This is a genomic window from Streptomyces lomondensis (assembly GCF_014651035.1).
Classification (GTDB): domain Bacteria; phylum Actinomycetota; class Actinomycetes; order Streptomycetales; family Streptomycetaceae; genus Streptomyces; species Streptomyces lomondensis.
Map to the genome: position 1 here is coordinate 51,687 of NZ_BMWC01000007.1, position 16,872 is coordinate 68,558.

16 protein-coding genes are annotated in these 16,872 nt (G+C 71.9%); 9 read left to right on the forward strand and 7 right to left on the reverse strand.

What is annotated here, in order from left to right; all coding sequences use genetic code 11:
- Positions 1-33: 33 nt before the first annotated feature.
- Positions 34-1,224, reverse strand: a complete 1,191-nt coding sequence (locus tag IE255_RS23270; RefSeq protein WP_190052318.1) for a sensor histidine kinase — start codon at positions 1,222-1,224, stop codon at positions 34-36.
- A gap of 118 nt (positions 1,225-1,342) precedes the next feature.
- Here IE255_RS23270 and IE255_RS23275 point away from each other — a divergent pair, with 118 nt between their 5' ends.
- On the forward strand, positions 1,343-2,329 hold the full coding sequence (locus IE255_RS23275) for an SAM-dependent methyltransferase (RefSeq protein WP_190052319.1): 987 nt from the start codon (positions 1,343-1,345) through the stop codon (positions 2,327-2,329).
- Positions 2,330-2,342: 13 nt separating this feature from the next.
- Here the strand turns inward: IE255_RS23275 and IE255_RS23280 are convergent, their stop codons facing one another.
- Entirely contained in the window at positions 2,343-3,494 is a 1,152-nt protein-coding gene (locus IE255_RS23280; protein ID WP_190052320.1) for an NADH-quinone oxidoreductase subunit D, read from the reverse strand.
- Between the two features lie 130 nt (positions 3,495-3,624).
- Here IE255_RS23280 and IE255_RS23285 point away from each other — a divergent pair, with 130 nt between their 5' ends.
- Positions 3,625-4,182 carry a PH domain-containing protein gene (locus tag IE255_RS23285; protein WP_267974554.1) on the forward strand — a complete coding sequence of 186 codons (558 nt, stop codon included), beginning with the start codon at positions 3,625-3,627 and terminating at the stop codon, positions 4,180-4,182.
- Complete coding sequence (locus IE255_RS23290; RefSeq protein ID WP_506005215.1) at positions 4,167-5,522, forward strand: PH domain-containing protein; 1,356 nt, start codon at positions 4,167-4,169, stop codon at positions 5,520-5,522. Before IE255_RS23285 ends, IE255_RS23290 begins: the two co-directional genes overlap by 16 nt.
- Before the next feature lie 129 nt (positions 5,523-5,651).
- On the opposite strand, the gene IE255_RS23295 is transcribed toward IE255_RS23290, so the two are convergent.
- A complete protein-coding gene (locus IE255_RS23295; protein ID WP_190052323.1) occupies positions 5,652-6,821 on the reverse strand; it encodes a hypothetical protein in 1,170 nt (389 codons plus the stop codon).
- A 136-nt stretch (positions 6,822-6,957) separates the two neighbouring features.
- The gene (locus tag IE255_RS23300) at positions 6,958-8,076 is read right to left on the reverse strand and encodes an alpha/beta hydrolase (protein ID WP_190052324.1); all 1,119 of its coding nucleotides are present in this window, start codon (positions 8,074-8,076) and stop codon (positions 6,958-6,960) included.
- Positions 8,077-8,309: 233 nt separating this feature from the next.
- Here IE255_RS23300 and IE255_RS23305 point away from each other — a divergent pair, with 233 nt between their 5' ends.
- The 6 genes from IE255_RS23305 to IE255_RS23330 all read left to right on the forward strand — a co-directional run bounded on the left by IE255_RS23305 (position 8,310) and on the right by IE255_RS23330 (position 13,332).
- On the forward strand, positions 8,310-10,154 hold the full coding sequence (locus IE255_RS23305; protein ID WP_190052325.1) for a phosphatidylglycerol lysyltransferase domain-containing protein: 1,845 nt from the start codon (positions 8,310-8,312) through the stop codon (positions 10,152-10,154).
- 51 nt (positions 10,155-10,205) lie between these two features.
- Complete coding sequence (gene folP, locus IE255_RS23310; protein ID WP_190052326.1) at positions 10,206-11,087, forward strand: dihydropteroate synthase; 882 nt, start codon at positions 10,206-10,208, stop codon at positions 11,085-11,087.
- Positions 11,084-11,590 (forward strand): nuclear transport factor 2 family protein, encoded by a 507-nt coding sequence (locus IE255_RS23315; RefSeq protein WP_190052327.1) that lies wholly within the window; start codon positions 11,084-11,086, stop codon positions 11,588-11,590. The genes folP and IE255_RS23315 overlap by 4 nt, the downstream gene beginning before the upstream one ends.
- Before the next feature lie 224 nt (positions 11,591-11,814).
- A complete protein-coding gene (gene folB, locus IE255_RS23320; protein ID WP_190052328.1) occupies positions 11,815-12,174 on the forward strand; it encodes a dihydroneopterin aldolase in 360 nt (119 codons plus the stop codon).
- Positions 12,171-12,782 carry a 2-amino-4-hydroxy-6-hydroxymethyldihydropteridine diphosphokinase gene (gene folK / locus IE255_RS23325; RefSeq protein WP_190052329.1) on the forward strand — a complete coding sequence of 204 codons (612 nt, stop codon included), beginning with the start codon at positions 12,171-12,173 and terminating at the stop codon, positions 12,780-12,782. Before folB ends, folK begins: the two co-directional genes overlap by 4 nt.
- Positions 12,783-12,843: 61 nt before the next feature.
- Positions 12,844-13,332 (forward strand): DUF3180 domain-containing protein, encoded by a 489-nt coding sequence (locus tag IE255_RS23330; RefSeq protein ID WP_190052330.1) that lies wholly within the window; start codon positions 12,844-12,846, stop codon positions 13,330-13,332.
- Positions 13,333-13,341: 9 nt separating this feature from the next.
- Here IE255_RS23330 and folE read toward each other — a convergent pair whose 3' ends face one another.
- The 3 genes from folE to hpt all read right to left on the reverse strand — a co-directional run bounded on the left by folE (position 13,342) and on the right by hpt (position 16,858).
- The gene (gene folE, locus IE255_RS23335; RefSeq protein ID WP_190052331.1) at positions 13,342-13,947 is read right to left on the reverse strand and encodes a GTP cyclohydrolase I FolE; all 606 of its coding nucleotides are present in this window, start codon (positions 13,945-13,947) and stop codon (positions 13,342-13,344) included.
- Between the two features lie 124 nt (positions 13,948-14,071).
- Positions 14,072-16,111: an ATP-dependent zinc metalloprotease FtsH gene (gene ftsH, locus IE255_RS23340; protein ID WP_190052332.1), complete on the reverse strand. Its 2,040-nt coding sequence runs from the start codon at positions 16,109-16,111 to the stop codon at positions 14,072-14,074.
- Between the two features lie 186 nt (positions 16,112-16,297).
- Positions 16,298-16,858 carry a hypoxanthine phosphoribosyltransferase gene (gene hpt, locus IE255_RS23345; RefSeq protein WP_094057060.1) on the reverse strand — a complete coding sequence of 187 codons (561 nt, stop codon included), beginning with the start codon at positions 16,856-16,858 and terminating at the stop codon, positions 16,298-16,300.
- Between the last annotated feature and the right edge of the window lie 14 nt (positions 16,859-16,872).

Genomic DNA, 16,872 nt, shown 5'->3' on the forward strand with positions numbered 1-16,872 from the left:
GTTACAGGTGTCAGCGAGGGGCGTGTGCCGAGGTCAGTGCGCGGGTTTGAGCGGCAGCAGGGCACTGATGCGGAATCCTCCGCCCGGGCGCGGGCCGGCGTCCAGGGTGCCGCCGACCATTCCGACGCGCTCGCGCATGCCGATCAGTCCGTGGCCCTGGCCGTCGAAACCGCCCTCCTCGTACAGCTCGTGCGGGGCGCCCTTGCCGTCGTCCTCGACGAGCAGGCCGAGGCCGTCGTCGAAGTACACCAGGCGCACGCTGGCGCCCGCGTTGGGCCCGCCGTGCTTGCGCGTGTTGGTGAGCGCCTCCTGCACGATGCGGTACGCCGTCAGCTCGACGCCGCTGGGCAGCGGGCGCGGGGTGCCCTCGACCTTGAAGTCGACGGGCAGTCCGGACCCGCGGCACTGCTCCACGAGGTCCTCGATCTGCCGCACGTCGGGCTGCGGCACGTACTCGCCGGCCTCCTCGTGCTCCCCGGTGCGCAGCACGCCGAGCAGGCGGCGCATCTCGGCGAGAGCCTGGCGGCCGGTGGAGGAGATGGTCTCCAGGGCCTTCTTCGCCTGGTCGGGCGCGGCGTCGAGGACGTAGGCGGCGCCGTCGGCCTGGACCACCATCACCGACACGTTGTGCGCGACGACGTCGTGCAGCTCGCGGGCGATGCGGGCGCGTTCGGCGGCGACGGCGACCTTGGACTGCGCCTCGCGCTCCTTCTCCAGGCGGGCGGCGCGCTCCTCCAGCTGGGCGAAGTAGGCGCGGCGGGTGCGGATGGAGTCGCCGAGCACCCAGGCGAGGGCGAAGGGCACGGTCATGAAGACCGTCAGGACGACGTTGCCGAAGACGGACGTCTCCTCGCTCGGCCAGCGCATCTGGGCCAGGGGAGCCGCGCACAGGCCGGCGCCCAGCGCGAAGCGGGAGGCCCAGCGCGCGCCCTCCGCCGCGACCGTGTAGGCGATCACCAGCAGGGCGAAGTCGGCGGGAGTGATCTGCACGTCGGTGATCAGCTGGGCGACTCCGACCGCGGTCGCGAGCAGCAGCATCTTCTCCGGCATCCGGCGGCGCAGCGCGATCACCAGGCAGAGCAGCAGGGTGAGGGGAACGGCGGCGGCCGGGGAACCGTACCCGCCCGCCACCCCGCCCACCAGCGACATCCCGAGGAGGATCACGGCCCAGGTGCCGTCGACCCACGTCGGGTGCCTGCGGAGAAAGTCATAGAGGCGCTGCACGTAACCCAGCGTAGGGAAGCGGGATAGGTGCAGGGGTCAACCGGAGGGCCGATCCGGGTGCGGCGCGCGTACTCCGCAAGGTGGAGTTGCGTTCGTTGTGTCCGCATAGCCTGGGCCGGTGACAGCGCGGACGAGGGACGAGTGGCGCGGGTGGCGCGCCGCGGCACGGGAGGCCCTGTACGGGCCGGGCGGCTTCTACCGGCGGGCCGAGGGGCCGGCCGGGCACTTCCGTACGTCCGTGCACGCGTCGCCGCTGTTCGCCGGGGCCGTGGCGCGGCTGCTGTGCCGCGTCGACGAGGCGCTGGGGCGGCCCGCGGCGCTGGACTTCGTCGACATGGCGGCCGGGCGGGGCGAACTGGCCGCCGGGGTGCTCGCCGCGCTGCCCGCGGAGGTGGCGGGCCGCACGCGCGCGTACGCCGTCGAAATCGCCGAGCGGCCCGCGGGGCTCGATCACCGGATCGAGTGGCGGGCCACGCCCCCTGAGGGGACGACCGGGCTGCTGTTCGCCAACGAGTGGCTGGACAACGTGCCCGTGGAGGTCGCGGAGGTGGACTCCGCGGGCGTGGCCCGGCTGGTGCTGGTCCGGGGCGACGGGACGGAGCGGCTCGGGGAGCCGGTCGCCGGGGCGGGGGCGCGGTGGCTGGAGCGCTGGTGGCCGCTGTCCGGCGAGGCGGGGCTGCGGGCCGAGATCGGCCTGCCCAGGGACGAGGCCTGGGCCGCGGCGGTCGGGACACTGCGGCGGGGGCTCGCGGTCGCCGTGGACTACGCGCACACGGCGGACGCCCGGCCGCCGTTCGGGACGCTCACCGGCTTCCGGGAGGGCCGCGAGACCACACCCGTACCGGACGGCTCCTGCGACATCACCGCCCACGTCGCCCTGGACGCGTGCGCGCTGCCCGGCGGGCGGGTGCTCCCGCAGCGCGAGGCCCTGCACGCCCTGGGTGTGACCGGCGCACGCCCCCCGCTCACGCTGGCGTCCACCGACCCCACCGCCTATGTGCGCGCCCTCGCGAGCGCCGGGGAGGCCGCCGAGCTCACGGCGACGGGCGGGCTCGGCGACTTCGGGTGGCTGGTGCAGCCGGTGGGGATCGAGGACCCGTTCTAGCGGCTGCGGGCCGCTACTTGTCGATATCGCCCACGACGAAGAACATCGACCCCAGGATCGCCACCATGTCCGCGACCAGCGTCCCCGGCAGCAGCTCCGTCAGCGCCTGGATGTTGTTGTACGAGGCCGAGCGCAGCTTCAGCCGGTACGGGGTCTTCTCGCCCTTGCTGACCAGGTAGTAGCCGTTGATGCCGAGGGGGTTCTCGGTCCAGGCGTACGTGTGCCCCTCGGGCGCCTTCAGCACCTTCGGGAGCCGCTGGTTGACCGGCCCGGGCGGCAGCTCGGCGAGCCGGTCGAGGCAGGCGTCGGCCAGGTCCAGCGCGTTGTGCGTCTGCTCCAGGAGGCACTCGAAGCGGGCGAGGCAGTCGCCCTCCTGCCGGGTCACCACCCGCAGGGTGTCCTGGAGGTCGCCGTAGGCAAGGTACGGCTCGTCCCGGCGCAGGTCGAAGTCGACGCCCGAGGCGCGCCCGAGCGGGCCGCTGACCCCGTACGCGTGCACGGTCTCCGGGCTGAGCGTGCCGACGCCCCGGGTGCGGCCCCGGAAGATCTCGTTGCCGAGCACGAGGTCGTCGAAGCGGTCCATCCGGGAGCGCACGTCGGCGACGGCGGCACGCGCGCGTGCCGTCCACCCGGCCGGCAGGTCCTCCTTGAGCCCGCCGACGCGGTTGAACATGTAGTGCATACGCCCGCCGGAGACCTCCTCCATGACGTGCTGGAGCTCCTCGCGCTCCCGGAAGGCGTAGAAGATCGGGGTGATCCCGCCGAGCTCCAGCGGGTACGAGCCGAGGAACATCAGGTGGTTGAGCACCCGGTTCAGCTCGGCGAGCAGCGTGCGCAGCCACACCGCCCGCTCGGGGACCTCCATGCCGAGCATCCGCTCCACGGCGAGGACCACGCCCAGCTCGTTGGAGAACGCCGACAGCCAGTCGTGGCGGTTGGCGAGCATGATGATCTGGCGGTAGTCGCGGGCCTCGAACAGCTTCTCCGCGCCGCGGTGCATGTAGCCGATCACCGGCTCCGCGTGCGTGATGCGCTCCCCGTCCAGGACGAGCTTCAGCCGCAGCACGCCGTGCGTGGACGGGTGCTGGGGCCCGATGTTGAGCACCATGTCGGTGCTCTCCGCGGCGCCGCCGATTCCGACCATGGTCTCCGTCGTAGGAGTCATGGACACAGTCTCTCCTACGTACGCTGGCCCCATGGAAACGGGGAGTCCGCACGAGGCGGAGCCGACGGGGGCCGACAGCACGGCCGGGTCGGCGGGGGCAGACGGCACGGCCGGGTCGCGGGCAGCGGCCATGCCGGTGCCGGCGGAGCCAGAGGGCACGCCAGGAGCCACAGGGGTGGAAGGTCCGTCAGGGGTGGAAGGTCCCGCAGGGGCCCGCCCGGCAGACGAGCCCGTCTGGATCGCCCTGCCCCCCGGCCTGCTGAAGATGCGGCGGCTGCTGCTGGTCGTGTGGCTCGGGGTGATCAGCCTGGCCGCCGGGCTGCTGCCGGGTCTGCTGGCCGGGCCCGCCTGGGCCGCCTTCGCGGTGGTGCCGCTGGCGCTGACGTGCTGGGGCTGGGTGATGATCGACCGCAACTGGCGTTCCTGGCGGTACGCCGAGCGCGCCGACGACCTGCTGATCAGCCGGGGCGTGCTGTGGCGCGAGGAGACCGTCGTGCCGTACGGGCGGATGCAGCTGGTCGAGGTCACCTCCGGGCCGGTCGAGCGGCACTTCGGGCTGGCCAGCGTGCAGCTGCACACGGCCGCCGCGGCGACCGACGCGACCATCCCGGGCCTGGACCCGGCCGAGGCGGAACGGCTGCGCGACCGGCTCACCGAGCTGGGCGAGGCCCGATCGGCGGGGCTGTGACGGCGCCCGAGACCGCCGGGGCCACGGGGGCCGCCGAGGCCGAGGGCGGGCCGGCCGAGCGGCGGCTGCACCCCGTCACACCCCTGCGCCGCGCCTGGGCACCGGTCGCCGTGATCGCCGGCTGGGCGGTGCACGATCCCGACGGCGCGCAGCGCCATCTGGCCCGCCTCACCACGACCACGCTGCTGATCGGCCTCGCCGTGATCGTCCCGGCCGCCGCCCTCTACGGCTTCTGCTCCTGGTGGTTCACCCACTTCGCGGTGACCGAGACCGAACTGCGCATCCGTACCGGACTGGTGTTCCGGCGCACCGCGCACATCCGGCTGGAGCGGGTCCAGGCCATCGACATCAACCAGCCGCTGCTCGCCCGGGTCGCGGGCGTCGCCAAGCTGAAACTCGACGTCATAGGGACCGACAAGAAGGACGAACTGGCCTTCCTCGGCGCCGACGAGGCGCGGGCGCTGCGCGCCGAACTGCTCGCCCGGGCGGCCGGATTCGCCCCCGAGACCGCGCACGAGGTCGGCGAGGCCCCGTCCCGGCAGCTGCTCCGGGTGCCGCCCGGCGTGCTCGCCGTGTCGCTGGTGCTGACCGGCGCGACCTGGGGCTCGCTGGCCGCGGCGCTCGTCGTCCCGCCAGTGCTGTGGCTGGCCACGGAGAGCGTGTGGACGGTCCTGGCCACCGCGCTGCCGCTGCTGGGCGCGGCGGGCGCGAGCAGCGTGGGGCGGTTCGTCGCCGAGTACGACTGGACGGTGGGCGAGTCGCCCGACGGGCTGCGCATCGACCACGGCCTGCTGGACCGGGCCCACGAGACGGTGCCGCCGGGGCGTGTGCAGACCGTGCGGATCGTGGAGCCGCTGCTGTGGCGGCGGCGCGGCTTAGTGCGGGTGGAGCTGGACGTGGCGGGCTCGTCCAACTCCGTGCTGGTGCCGGTCGCTCCGCGCGAGGTCGCGGAGGCCGTCGTCGCGCGCGTGCTGCCCGGCGTGACCGTGCCGGAGGGCGCGGCCCTGTCGCCGTCGCCGCGCCGCGCCCGCTGGTGCGTGCCGGTGTGGTGGCGGGGGTACGGGCTCGCCGTCACCGACGCGGTGTTCGCGGCGCGGTCCGGGCTGCTGCGGCGGAGTCTGGCGCTGGTGCCGCACGCCAAGGTGCAGAGCGTACGGATGACCCAGGGGCCGTGGGAACGGGCCCGGGGCGTGGCCGACGTGCACGTGGACACGGGCGCGAACAAGACGGTGACGGCACGGCTGCGGGACACCGCCGAGGCGCGCGAGCTGCTGGCGGCACAGGCGGAACGGTCACGCACCGGGCGCAGGGACGCGCGGCTGGACCGCTGGATGGCGTGACCCCCACACAAGCCCAAGGCCCCACACAAACCGAAGGCCACAGACAAACCGAGGCCCCAGACAAACCGAGGCCCAGACAAGCCGAAGGCCCCCCGGCCGTAGCCGAGGGGCCCTCCGTCTGAACGGACCTCAGGACACCGCGCTCCGCAGCCCCTGTACGTCGATCTGCTCGGTCTCGTCGTGCGCCGTCAGGTCGATGACCTGGCCGATCCCGCGCGACTCCTCGTCCGCCGGCTTGAACCCGGCCTCGGTCTCGGCCTTGTGCAGGGCGAGGGCCTCCTGGCCGACGACATCGGCGAGGTCCTCGTTCTGCACCGCCTCCAGGGCCGCCCGCGAGGTGCCCTGCTTGGTGCCGAAGAAGTCGAACCCGCCCTCGGTCAGGGGGCGTCGCACCGGCGGCTGCGGCGCGACGGCCACGGCGGTCGGGACGGTGTAGTGACCGGAAACCGGCTCTCCGGCCCGGGCGGGCTCCGGGAGTTGCCCGGTCTCGGCCTTCTCGGCAGTGGCGGCGGTCGCGTGCTCGGGCCCGTCGACCGCCTCGGACTGCCCCTGCGCCTCGTCCTCCTGGGCCTGCTCCCGCTGCTCGGCCTGCTCCTGCCGCGGCTCCCGCGCGGGCTCCGCGTCCTCGCCCTTCGGTACGCCGTCGTCGTCGCCGCCGCCGTCCGGGTCCGGGGCCGTCTCGCCGTCGAACCGGGCGAGCGCGGCCGCGGCCCGCAGGAACAGCCGGGAGCCCTCCGGCGAGAACACGGCGGGAATCGCGGGCTCCTCCTCGACGGCGAGAGGCGCCTCGTCCTGCCCGGCGGCGTCCGCCGCCCCCGCGGGCAGCGCGGCCCGTACCGGAGCCGTCGCCTCTATCTCCAGCACCCGGCGCTCCTCCAGGACGCTCGCGCGCTCGGTCTCCGCCGTGGCGTACCGGCGCAGCAGCGCGGCGTGCTCGTTGCGCAGCCCGGCCAGTTCGGTGCGCTTGGCGCGCAGCCGCTGCTCCAGCTTCGCGCGCAGCTCGCGGGACTCCTCGAGGTCGGCCTCCAGTTCGGCGACCCGCTCCTCGAAGCGCCACTCGTCGCTCGCACGCGCGCGCGTGAGGTCGGCGACCTGCTTGCCCGCCTGGATGTCCCAGCGGCGCAGCACGACCGCGCCGACGACCGCCGTCGCCGCGGCGGCCGCCGCCAGACCGCGGAGCACCGTCGGCTCCGTGAACACCCAGGGCCCCAGGGCGCAGACGAGGGAGACGCCTGCGATCGCCGACGGGGGCAGCAGCCTGTGCAGGGGCGGGGAATGGCGATGACGTCCACGTGGCATGGCCAGAAACTTACCGCGCGTAGGCGAATCGTGGTGACCCACCCCGCAAAAACAAAGCCACACCAAGGGACTCACACCGCATCAGAACTCGGGAAGAAGCGGAATCAACCGTTCGCTCAATTCCGCAAGATCATTTTCAGTGGCCGTCCAGCCGCCCGCTCATCCACTCCAGCGTCGCCGGAATCTCACGCCGCCAGGTGTTGAAGTTGTGGCCGCCGCTTTCCAGGATGATCGACGAGATCCGCGTCAGACCTGTGCCCTTGACCCGCTCTATGAACTTCAGCGTGTCCTTGTAGTTGGACTCGCCCAGCTTGCTGCTGGTGACCAGCAGCGAAGTGTCGGGCGCGGTCCTGTGCCTGAGATACCACCACAGGTCGGCGCGATTGCGCAGCCCCTTGTCGCCCTGGAAGAGATCGCCCGTCGTGGCGTCGATCGGCGCCTTGTAGTACGCGGACAGGCCCGCACCGGCGGCGTACACATCAGGATGGTGCATGGCGATCTTCAACGCGCAGTAGCCGCCCGTCGAGTTGCCGATGATGCCCAGGCCGCCCGGCTTTTCGGCCACCCGGTAGTGCGAGCGCAACGCGTCGGGCAGATCCCTCGCGAAGAACGACTCGGTCTGCGGACCGCCCGGGACGTCCACGCACTCCGTGTCCCGGGGCGGCGCCACCGTCGGCCGCAGCATCACGAGGATCATCGGCTGCGCCCGGCCCGCCCGGGCCAGCTCCAGGGCCGTGCGCGGGTAGTGGAGCTTCTCCACCAGCGCCGACGCCGTGCCCGGGTACCCGGTCAACACGACGGCCGCGGGGAACCTGTGGGTGCGGTACCGCGGCTGGAAGTACTCCGGCGGCAGGTAGACATAGGCGGGCGTCGCGATGCGGGTGGTACGGCCCACGATGTCGACCTGCTGGATCCGGCCGCCGGCCTGGGGATTCACCCCGCCCGCCCCCGGCACCCGCCGCGAGCCGACCACCTCCAGCGGGCCCTGGCCCGGCGTGTGGTCGACGACCACGCCCTGGTCCTTCTCCTGCCCGAACAGGTCCGCCCAGCTCGCGTAGAACCCGAAGGCCTGGTTGGCGGCGAGACCGACCGCGGCGAACAGCGCCACCTGGGTGGCCAGCAGCAGCCCGACCCGCCCGGCCACCGCCCGCCAACTGCGCCGGGCCAGCCGTGGCCACAGCCAGACCGTGCCGGCGAACAGCAGCACGGCGGACAGCACCGCCAGCGCCAGCACCTTGTTGCTCGTGAGACCCATGGGTTGGTTACCTGTCCGCGCTCTCCGCCCGGCCCCGCCCGCGATCACACCTTCGCGCGGGCTTGTCCCGGACTTTCCTTTGCCTTTGAAACGGCTTTGACGTGGGGAGTGAACCTCTCCCCCCGAGACACCGTCCTAGAGGGCGCAATGTCGCCGGATGCCCGAATCGGCACCGGATCCAAGGTCTCTCGCAGAACTAGTGGGATGCGATGTCTGTCAGGACAGATGAGGAAATGTCGGGTGAGGTTCCGAGTCGCCGAAGCGGTGCGACTCGTGCGGGCCGGGCGAGCCGGGTGGGCCGCCTGCTGCGCGGACCACGCCCCGAGGCCGTCCCGCTCCTCGTCGGCAGAGCCTGTGCCCTCGTGGGCGTGCTGGACATCGCCGCGGGCGTCTTCCCGCGCTTCCGGCACAGCCGTATGCACGCCCTCGCCGAGGTGCTGCCCGGCGCGCTCGGCCCGTTCGCGGCGGCCCTGTCGCTGAGCGCGGGCGTGCTGTTGCTGCTGCTCGCGCACGGTCTCAAGCGCGGCAAGCGCCGGGCCTGGCGGGCGGCCGTGGCCCTGCTGCCGGCCGGCGCCGTCGCGCAGTTCACCTACCGGCACTCCCTCGTGGGCGTCCTCATCTCGCTGGCCCTGCTGGCGCCCCTGCTGCGCCACCGCGACCAGTTCAACGCCCTGCCCGACCCACGCAGCCGCTGGCGGGCGCTCGCCAACTTCGTGCTGATGAGCGCCGGCTCGCTCGTGCTGGGCCTGCTCATCGTCAGCGTCCACTCCGAACGCATCATCGGCGACCCGAGCCTGGCCGACCGCATCACCCACGTCATCTACGGCCTGTTCGGCTTCGAGGGCCCGGTCGACTACCAGGGCAACACCTCCTGGACCGTCGCCTTCTCGCTCGGCGCCCTCGGCCTGCTCACCGCCGTCACCACCATCTACCTGGCCTTCCGCCCCGAACACCCGGCCGCACAGCTCACCGAGGAGGACGAGGCGAAGCTGCGCGCCCTGCTGGAGAAGCACGGCGGCCGCGACTCCCTCGGCCACTTCGCGCTGCGCCGCGACAAGGCCGTGGTGTTCTCCCCCAGCGGCAAGGCGGCCGTCACCTACCGCGTCGTCTCCGGCGTGATGCTCGCCAGCGGCGACCCGATCGGCGACGTCGAGGCCTGGCCCGGCGCCATCGAGCGGTTCATGGACGAGGCCAAGGCCCACTCCTGGACCCCCGCCGTCATGGGCTGCTCCGAGACCGGCGGTGAGGTGTGGACCCGCGAGACCGGTCTCGACGCCCTCGAACTGGGCGACGAGGCGGTGGTGGACGTCAAGGATTTCTCACTCGCCGGCCGCGCGATGCGCAACGTGCGCCAGATGGTCAAGCGCATCGAGCGCGCCGGTTACGAAACCCGGGTACGACGTGTCCGTGACCTCGGCGAGGCCGAACTGGAGCGCATCCGGCGCGCCGCCGACGACTGGCGCGGCACCGACACCGAGCGCGGTTTCTCCATGGCCCTGGGCCGCGTCGGCGACCCCGCCGACGGCGACTGCCTCATCGCCACCGCCCACAAGCAGGACGACCACCCCGGCCCCTACGGCGACCTGAAGGCGGTCCTGCACTTCGTGCCCTGGGGCCACGACGGCGTCTCCCTGGACCTCATGCGCCGCGACCGCTCGGCCGATCCCGGCATGAACGAACTGCTCATCGTGGCCGCCCTCCAGGCCGCCCCCAGGCTCGGCATCGAGCGGGTCTCCCTCAACTTCGCCATGTTCCGCTCGGCCCTGGCCCGCGGCGAGAAGATAGGCGCCGGCCCCGTGCTGCGCGCCTGGCGCGGACTGCTGGTCTTCCTCTCCCGCTGGTTCCAGATCGAGTCCCTGTACAAGTTCAACGCCAAGTTCCGGCCGCGCTGGGAGCCCCGCTTCGTCGTCTACCGGGCCTCCGCCGACCTGCCCCGCATCGGCTTCGCCGCCATGCAGGCGGAAGGTTTCGTCAACCTCGCCCTGCCCCTGCCGCGCTTCCTGCGCCGCCGCCGCACCGCGAGCCGCCGCCCGTGCCCCCACGGCACGACGACGGAACGCAGCGTCCGAGCGGCGTGACCCGGACGCCGCGGAGATCCATCAGAAGCCCCCGGGGCCTACGCTGAACATATGAGCAACCAGAGCGGACGCGGGCGCGTGGCGGGCCTACCGGAATGGGACCGCTGCGCGGTCATGGGAGTCGTGAACGTCACCCCCGACTCCTTCTCCGACGGCGGCCGCTACTTCGACACCACGGCCGCCGTCAAGCACGGCCTCGCCCTGGTCACCGAGGGCGCGGACCTGGTCGACGTCGGCGGCGAGTCCACCCGCCCCGGCGCCACCCGGGTCGACGAGGCCGAGGAGCTGCGCCGCGTCATCCCCGTCGTGCGCGATCTGGCCTCCGAGGGCGTCACCGTCTCCGTCGACACCATGCGCGCCTCCGTCGCCGAACGGGCCCTCGCGGCCGGCGCCGCCCTCGTCAACGACGTCAGCGGCGGCCTCGCCGACCCCCGCATGATCCCGGCCGTCGCCGACGCCGGCGCCCCCTTCGTCGTCATGCACTGGCGCGGCTTCCTCGAAGGCGGCAACGTCAAGGGCGTGTACACGGACGTCGTCACCGAGGTCGTCGACGAGCTGCACGCGCGCGTGGAGGCCGTCCTGGCGGGCGGCATCGCCCCCGACCGCGTCATCGTCGACCCCGGCCTCGGCTTCTCCAAGGACGCCGAGCACGACCTCGCGCTCCTCGCCGGTCTGGACCGGATCCTCGGCCTCGGCCACCCGCTGCTCGTCGCCGCCTCCCGCAAGCGGTTCCTCGGCCGCGTCCTGGCCGCCCCGGACGGCCCGCCCCCGCCCGCCCGCGAACGCGACGCCGCCACCGCCGCCGTCTCCGCGCTCGCGGCGCACGCCGGGGCGTGGGCGGTACGGGTGCACGAGGTCCGCGCCACCTCCGACGCCGTACGCGTCGCGCGCGCCCTCGAAGGAGCACGCACCGGCGCAGAGGGAGCCCGGTGAGCGCCCCGCACACCGACGTCGAGCAGGTCGAGGCCGCCAACACCGCCTTCTACGAGGCACTGGAACGGGGCGACTTCGAGGAACTCGCGTCGCTCTGGCTGACCCCCTCCGACCTGGGCGTCGACGAGACCTACCACGACCCGGCCGACACCGGCGTGGTCTCCTGCGTGCACCCCGGCTGGCCCGTGCTCACCGGCCGCGGCGAGGTGCTCCGCTCGTACGCCCTGATCATGGCGAACACCGACTACATCCAGTTCTTCCTCACCGACGTGCACGTCTCGGTCACCGGCGACACCGCCCTGGTCACCTGCACGGAGAACATCCTCAGCGGCGGCCCCGCCCCCCAGGGCGAGGGCGAGGAGCTCGGCCCGCTCGTCGGCCAGCTCGTGGTCGCCACGAATGTGTTCCGGCGCACGCCCCAGGGGTGGAAGCTCTGGTCGCACCACGCTTCCCCCGTGCTGGCCGAAACCGAGGAGGACGAGCAGGACGACACCCCCGCCTGAGTGGGTAGTCGCCAGGTAGTGGTTGGAATCACCGAGCCGCGGGTATGGGCGGCTACCAACCCGTGAGCCGCCGGGTTCCCCAGGGGAAACGCCCGGTGAATCCTGCCGGGCCCGACCCCCGTGGCCCGGCCCCGTCCGTGCTCGCAGGTAGATTCGACTGAGGCCGGCGTGCCGCCGCACACGGCACCGACCGGCCGGGACCGACGATTGCAGGAGTGATTCGCGTGGATCGTGTCGCGCTGCGCGGCCTGAAGGCCCGCGGGCACCACGGTGTGTTCCCGAGGGAACGCGAGGAGGGCCAGACCTTCATCGTGGACCTCGTCCTCGGCCTGGACACCCGCCCGGCCGCGGCCGACGACGACCTGGCGAAGACCGTGCACTACGGCATCGTGGCGGAGGAGGTCGTGGCCGTCGTCCAGGGCGAGCCCGTCGACCTCATCGAGACGCTCGCCGAGCGCATCGCCCAGGTATGTCTGAAGCACGAGGGGGTTCAGCAGGTCGAGGTGTGCGTCCACAAGCCGGACGCCCCGATCAGGGTCCCCTTCGACGACGTGACCGTCACCATCACCCGGAGCCGAGTATGACTGCGCCCTTCCTCAAGGGTCCCAGCGACCCGACCGTACAGCCGGTACCCGCCTCCGTCGTCGAGAAGGTCGACGCCGCCGACACGACCCTGTCCAACCCGAAACGGGCCGTGGTCGCCCTCGGCTCCAACCTCGGCAACCGCCTGGAGACCCTCCAGGGCGCCATCGACGCCCTGGAGGACACGCCCGGCGTCCGCATCAAGGCGGTCTCCCCGGTCTACGAGACGGAGCCCTGGGGCGTGGAGCCCGGCAGCCAGCCCTCGTACTTCAACGCGGTCGTGGTCCTGAAGACCACCCTCCCGCCCTCCTCGCTCCTGGAGCGCGCGCACGCGGTCGAGGAGGCCTTCCACCGCGTCCGCGACGAGCACTGGGGCCCCCGCACCCTGGACGTCGACATCGTGTCGTACGCCGATGTCGTCTCCGACGACCCGCAGCTCACCCTGCCCCACCCCCGCGCCCACGAGCGCGCCTTCGTCCTGGCCCCCTGGCACGACCTGGACCCCGAGGCGCAGCTCCCCGGCCGCGGCCCGGTCGCCGGTCTGCTGGACGCCGTCACCCGGAGCGGCGTGGCGCCGCGCACGGACCTGGAACTCCGGCTGCCCGAATAGCCGTTAAGGTCAAGACGGCCGCGAACCGGGCCGGACCGACCGGGGGAACCGAAGGGACACCGTGAGAGAGCTGCGCATCAGGGTGCTGGCCGGCGTCTTCGTCGTGGCCGGAGTGCTGTCCTGGGCGGGCGCCCGCCTCTGGAACTCGGTCGGCACGCTCCCGAGCGTCCCTCTGGCCGCCCCCATCGTGCTGGCCCTGATCGCCGTGGTCCTGCTGGCCACGGCGCTCTCGCTCCGCGCCCGCCTGAAGGCCCAGCGCGAGCGGCAGCCCGACGCCAAGGGCGTCGACCCCATGATGGCGGCCCGCGCGGTCGTTTTCGGCCACGCCAGTGCCCTGGTCGCCGCCCTCGTCTCCGGCATGTACGGCGGCACCGGCGTCTTCCTCCTGGAGTCCCTCGACATCCCCGCCCGCCGCGACCAGGCCATCTACGCCGGCTTCTCGGTCCTCGCGGGTATCGGCGTCATAGCGGCCGCCCTCTTCCTGGAGCGGGTCTGCAAACTCCCGGAGGACGACGAGAACGACGGCGCGGGTACGGCCCCGGCGGCGTGACGCTCGGGGTCAGCGCGCCATGATGAGGCTCATCGCCTCATTGCGGGTCGCCGGGTCGCGGAGCTGACCCCGGACCGCCGACGTGATGGTCTTCGCGCCCGGCTTCCGGACCCCGCGCATCGACATGCACATGTGCTCGCACTCGACGACGACGATCACGCCACGCGGCTCCAGGATCTGCATCAGGGAGTCGGCGATCTGCGTGGTGAGTCGTTCCTGCACCTGCGGACGCCGCGCGTACACATCCACGAGCCGAGCCAGCTTCGACAGGCCGGTGATCTTGCCTTCGATGGACGGGATGTAGCCGACGTGCGCCACGCCGACGAACGGCACCAGGTGATGTTCGCAGGAGCTCAGGACTTCGATGTCCTTCACCAGGACCATCTCGTCGTGCCCGAGATCGAAGGTGGTCGTGAGGACGTCCTCCGGCTTCTGCCACAGGCCCGCGAATATCTCCCGGTACGCCCGCGCCACCCGCGCCGGCGTCTCCCGCAGCCCCTCGCGATCCGGGTCCTCGCCGACCGCGATCAGCAGTTCGCGTACGGCGTTCTCGGCGCGCTTCTCGTCGAACTCGCCGATCTGGCCGTCGCCGTCCAGCGTCACGGGGTCGGTCATCTGGTGCCTCGTTCCTGTGTCCTTCTCGGGGCGGCCTGCGCAAATGGCGGAAAGCCGCGCCCCCCAGGCTAAAACCTGGGGGGCGCGGCATCCATTCCGGGCGGTGGGACCACCGGGAGCGGGATCAGCTCTCGGGGCGGTCCTCCGGGGCTCGCTCGGGCGCCGGGGCGGGCTCCGCCGCGGTGCTCTTCGCGGTGGTGATGGCCGGCGTCGCGCCGTTCGCCCCGTTCGTCAGGGCCAGCTCCTTGGGGGAGAGGACCGGCGGGCGGGTGGACGGCGTACGGCGGGAGGAGCCGGTCCAGGCGGGCCGCGGCGGGCGCTTGACGACCGGGGCGAAGATCTCGGCGATCTCCTCCTTGCCCAGCGTCTCCTTCTCCAGCAGCTGCAGAACGAGGTTGTCGAGCACGTCGCGGTTCTCGACCAGGATCTCCCAGGCCTCGTTGTGCGCGGTCTCGATGAGCTTCTTGACCTCTTCGTCGACCAGCGCCGCGACCTCTTCCGAGTAGTCCCTCTGGTGAGACATCTCACGTCCGAGGAACGGCTCGGTGTTGTCGCCGCCGAACTTGATCGCGCCGAGACGCTCGGTCATGCCGTACTGCGTGACCATCGCGCGGGCCAGACCGGTGGCCTTCTCGATGTCGTTGGCGGCACCCGTGGTCGGGTCGTGGAAGACGAGCTCCTCGGCCGCGCGGCCGCCCAGCATGTAGGCGAGCTGGTCCAGCATCTCGTTGCGCGTGGTCGAGTACTTGTCCTCGTCCGGCAGCACCATCGTGTAGCCGAGGGCGCGGCCTCGCGACAGGATCGTGATCTTGTGGACGGGATCGGAGTTCGGCGAGGCCGCCGCGACCAGGGCGTGTCCGCCCTCGTGGTACGCGGTGATCTTCTTCTCCTTGTCCGACATGATCCGGGTCCGCTTCTGCGGGCCCGCGACCACACGGTCGATCGCCTCGTCCAGCATGTGGTTGTCGATCAGCTTCTGGTCGCTGCGGGCCGTCAGCAGGGCGGCCTCGTTCAGCACGTTGGCCAGATCGGCACCCGTCATACCGGGCGTACGGCGGGCGACCGCCGACAGGTCGACGTCCGGGGCGACCGGCTTGCCCTTCTGGTGGACCTTGAGGATCTCCAGACGGCCCTGCATGTCGGGGCGGTCGACGGCGATCTGCCGGTCGAAGCGGCCCGGGCGCAGCAGCGCCGGGTCGAGGATGTCGGGCCGGTTCGTCGCGGCGATGAGGATCACGCCGCCCTTGACGTCGAAGCCGTCCATCTCGACGAGCAGCTGGTTCAGGGTCTGCTCGCGCTCGTCGTGACCACCGCCGAGGCCGGCGCCGCGGTGGCGGCCGACCGCGTCGATCTCGTCGACGAAGACGATCGCCGGGGCGTTCGCCTTGGCCTGCTCGAACAGGTCACGGACTCGGGAGGCACCGACACCGACGAACATCTCGACGAAGTCGGAACCGGAGATCGAGTAGAACGGCACGCCCGCCTCGCCCGCGACGGCACGCGCGAGCAGGGTCTTGCCGGTGCCGGGAGGCCCGTAGAGCAGGACGCCCTTGGGGATCTTGGCGCCGACGGCCTGGAACTTGGCCGGCTCCTGGAGGAACTCCTTGATCTCGTGGAGCTCCTCGACGGCCTCGTCCGACCCGGCGACGTCGGCGAACGTCGTCTTGGGGGTGTCCTTGGTGATCAGCTTGGCCTTGGACTTCCCGAAGTTCATGACCCGGGAGCCGCCGCCCTGCATCTGGTTCATCAGGAACAGGAAGATGACCACGATGAGGACGAAGGGGAGCAGGCTGATCAGGAGCCCGACGAACGGGTTCTGCTTGGACGGCGAGACCGTGTAGCCGTCCGGGATCTGCTTGTCCTGGTACTTGTTCTGCAGCGTGTTGGCGATGTCCACGCCCTGGTCGCCGATGTAGCTCGCCTGGATCTTCGAGCTGCCCTCGACCTTTTCGTCGCCCTTGAGCGTGACCTTGATGGTCTGCTCGTCACCGGTGGTCAGCTTGGCCGACTCCACCTTGTTCTGGTTGATCGCCTGGACGACCTGGCCGGTGTCCACCGTCTTGTAGCCGCCGGACGAGCCGACGACCTGCATCAACACGACCACGGCAAGGACGGCCAGCACGATCCACATGACCGGCCCACGGAAGTATCGCTTCACGTCCATCCATACGGAGCGGTGCCGCCCCGTCCCTCCTGCCATAGTGAGTTTGATAAAAGACTGTTCTTCGGACGGTACCCCAGCATTGTCACCTGAAGCCGCGTGGGACGGCTGGCGATCCGTCTACGCCTGCTCCAACGGCGGGAAGCCCGCTGGGGTTCCCGATCACCGTCACGGCACCCCGGCCGGGGTTCAGCCGCCGTACACGTGGGGCGCGAGCGTACCGACGAACGGGAGGTTGCGGTACTTCTCGGCGTAGTCGAGGCCGTAGCCGACGACGAACTCGTTGGGGATGTCGAAGCCGACCCATTCCACGTCGATGGCGACCTTCGCGGCCTCGGGCTTGCGCAGCAGCGTGCACACCTTGAGGGAGGCGGGCTCGCGCGAGCCGAGGTTGGAGAGCAGCCACGACAGGGTCAGGCCGGAGTCGATGATGTCCTCGACGATGAGGACGTGCTTGCCCTTGATGTCGGTGTCGAGGTCCTTGAGGATCCGCACCACACCGGAGGACTGGGTGCCCGCCCCGTACGAGGATACGGCCATCCAGTCCATGGTGACGGGGGTGGACAGCGCCCGGGCGAGGTCGGCCATGACCATCACCGCGCCCTTGAGGACTCCGACGATCAGCAGGTCCTTGCCCGCGTACTCCGCGTCGATCTTCGCGGCCAGCTCGGCCAGCTTGGCGTCGATCTCTTCCTTGGTGATGAGTACCTGCTGAAGGTCGGCACCCATGTCTTTCGCGTCCACCCGCATCACTTTCGGTCGTC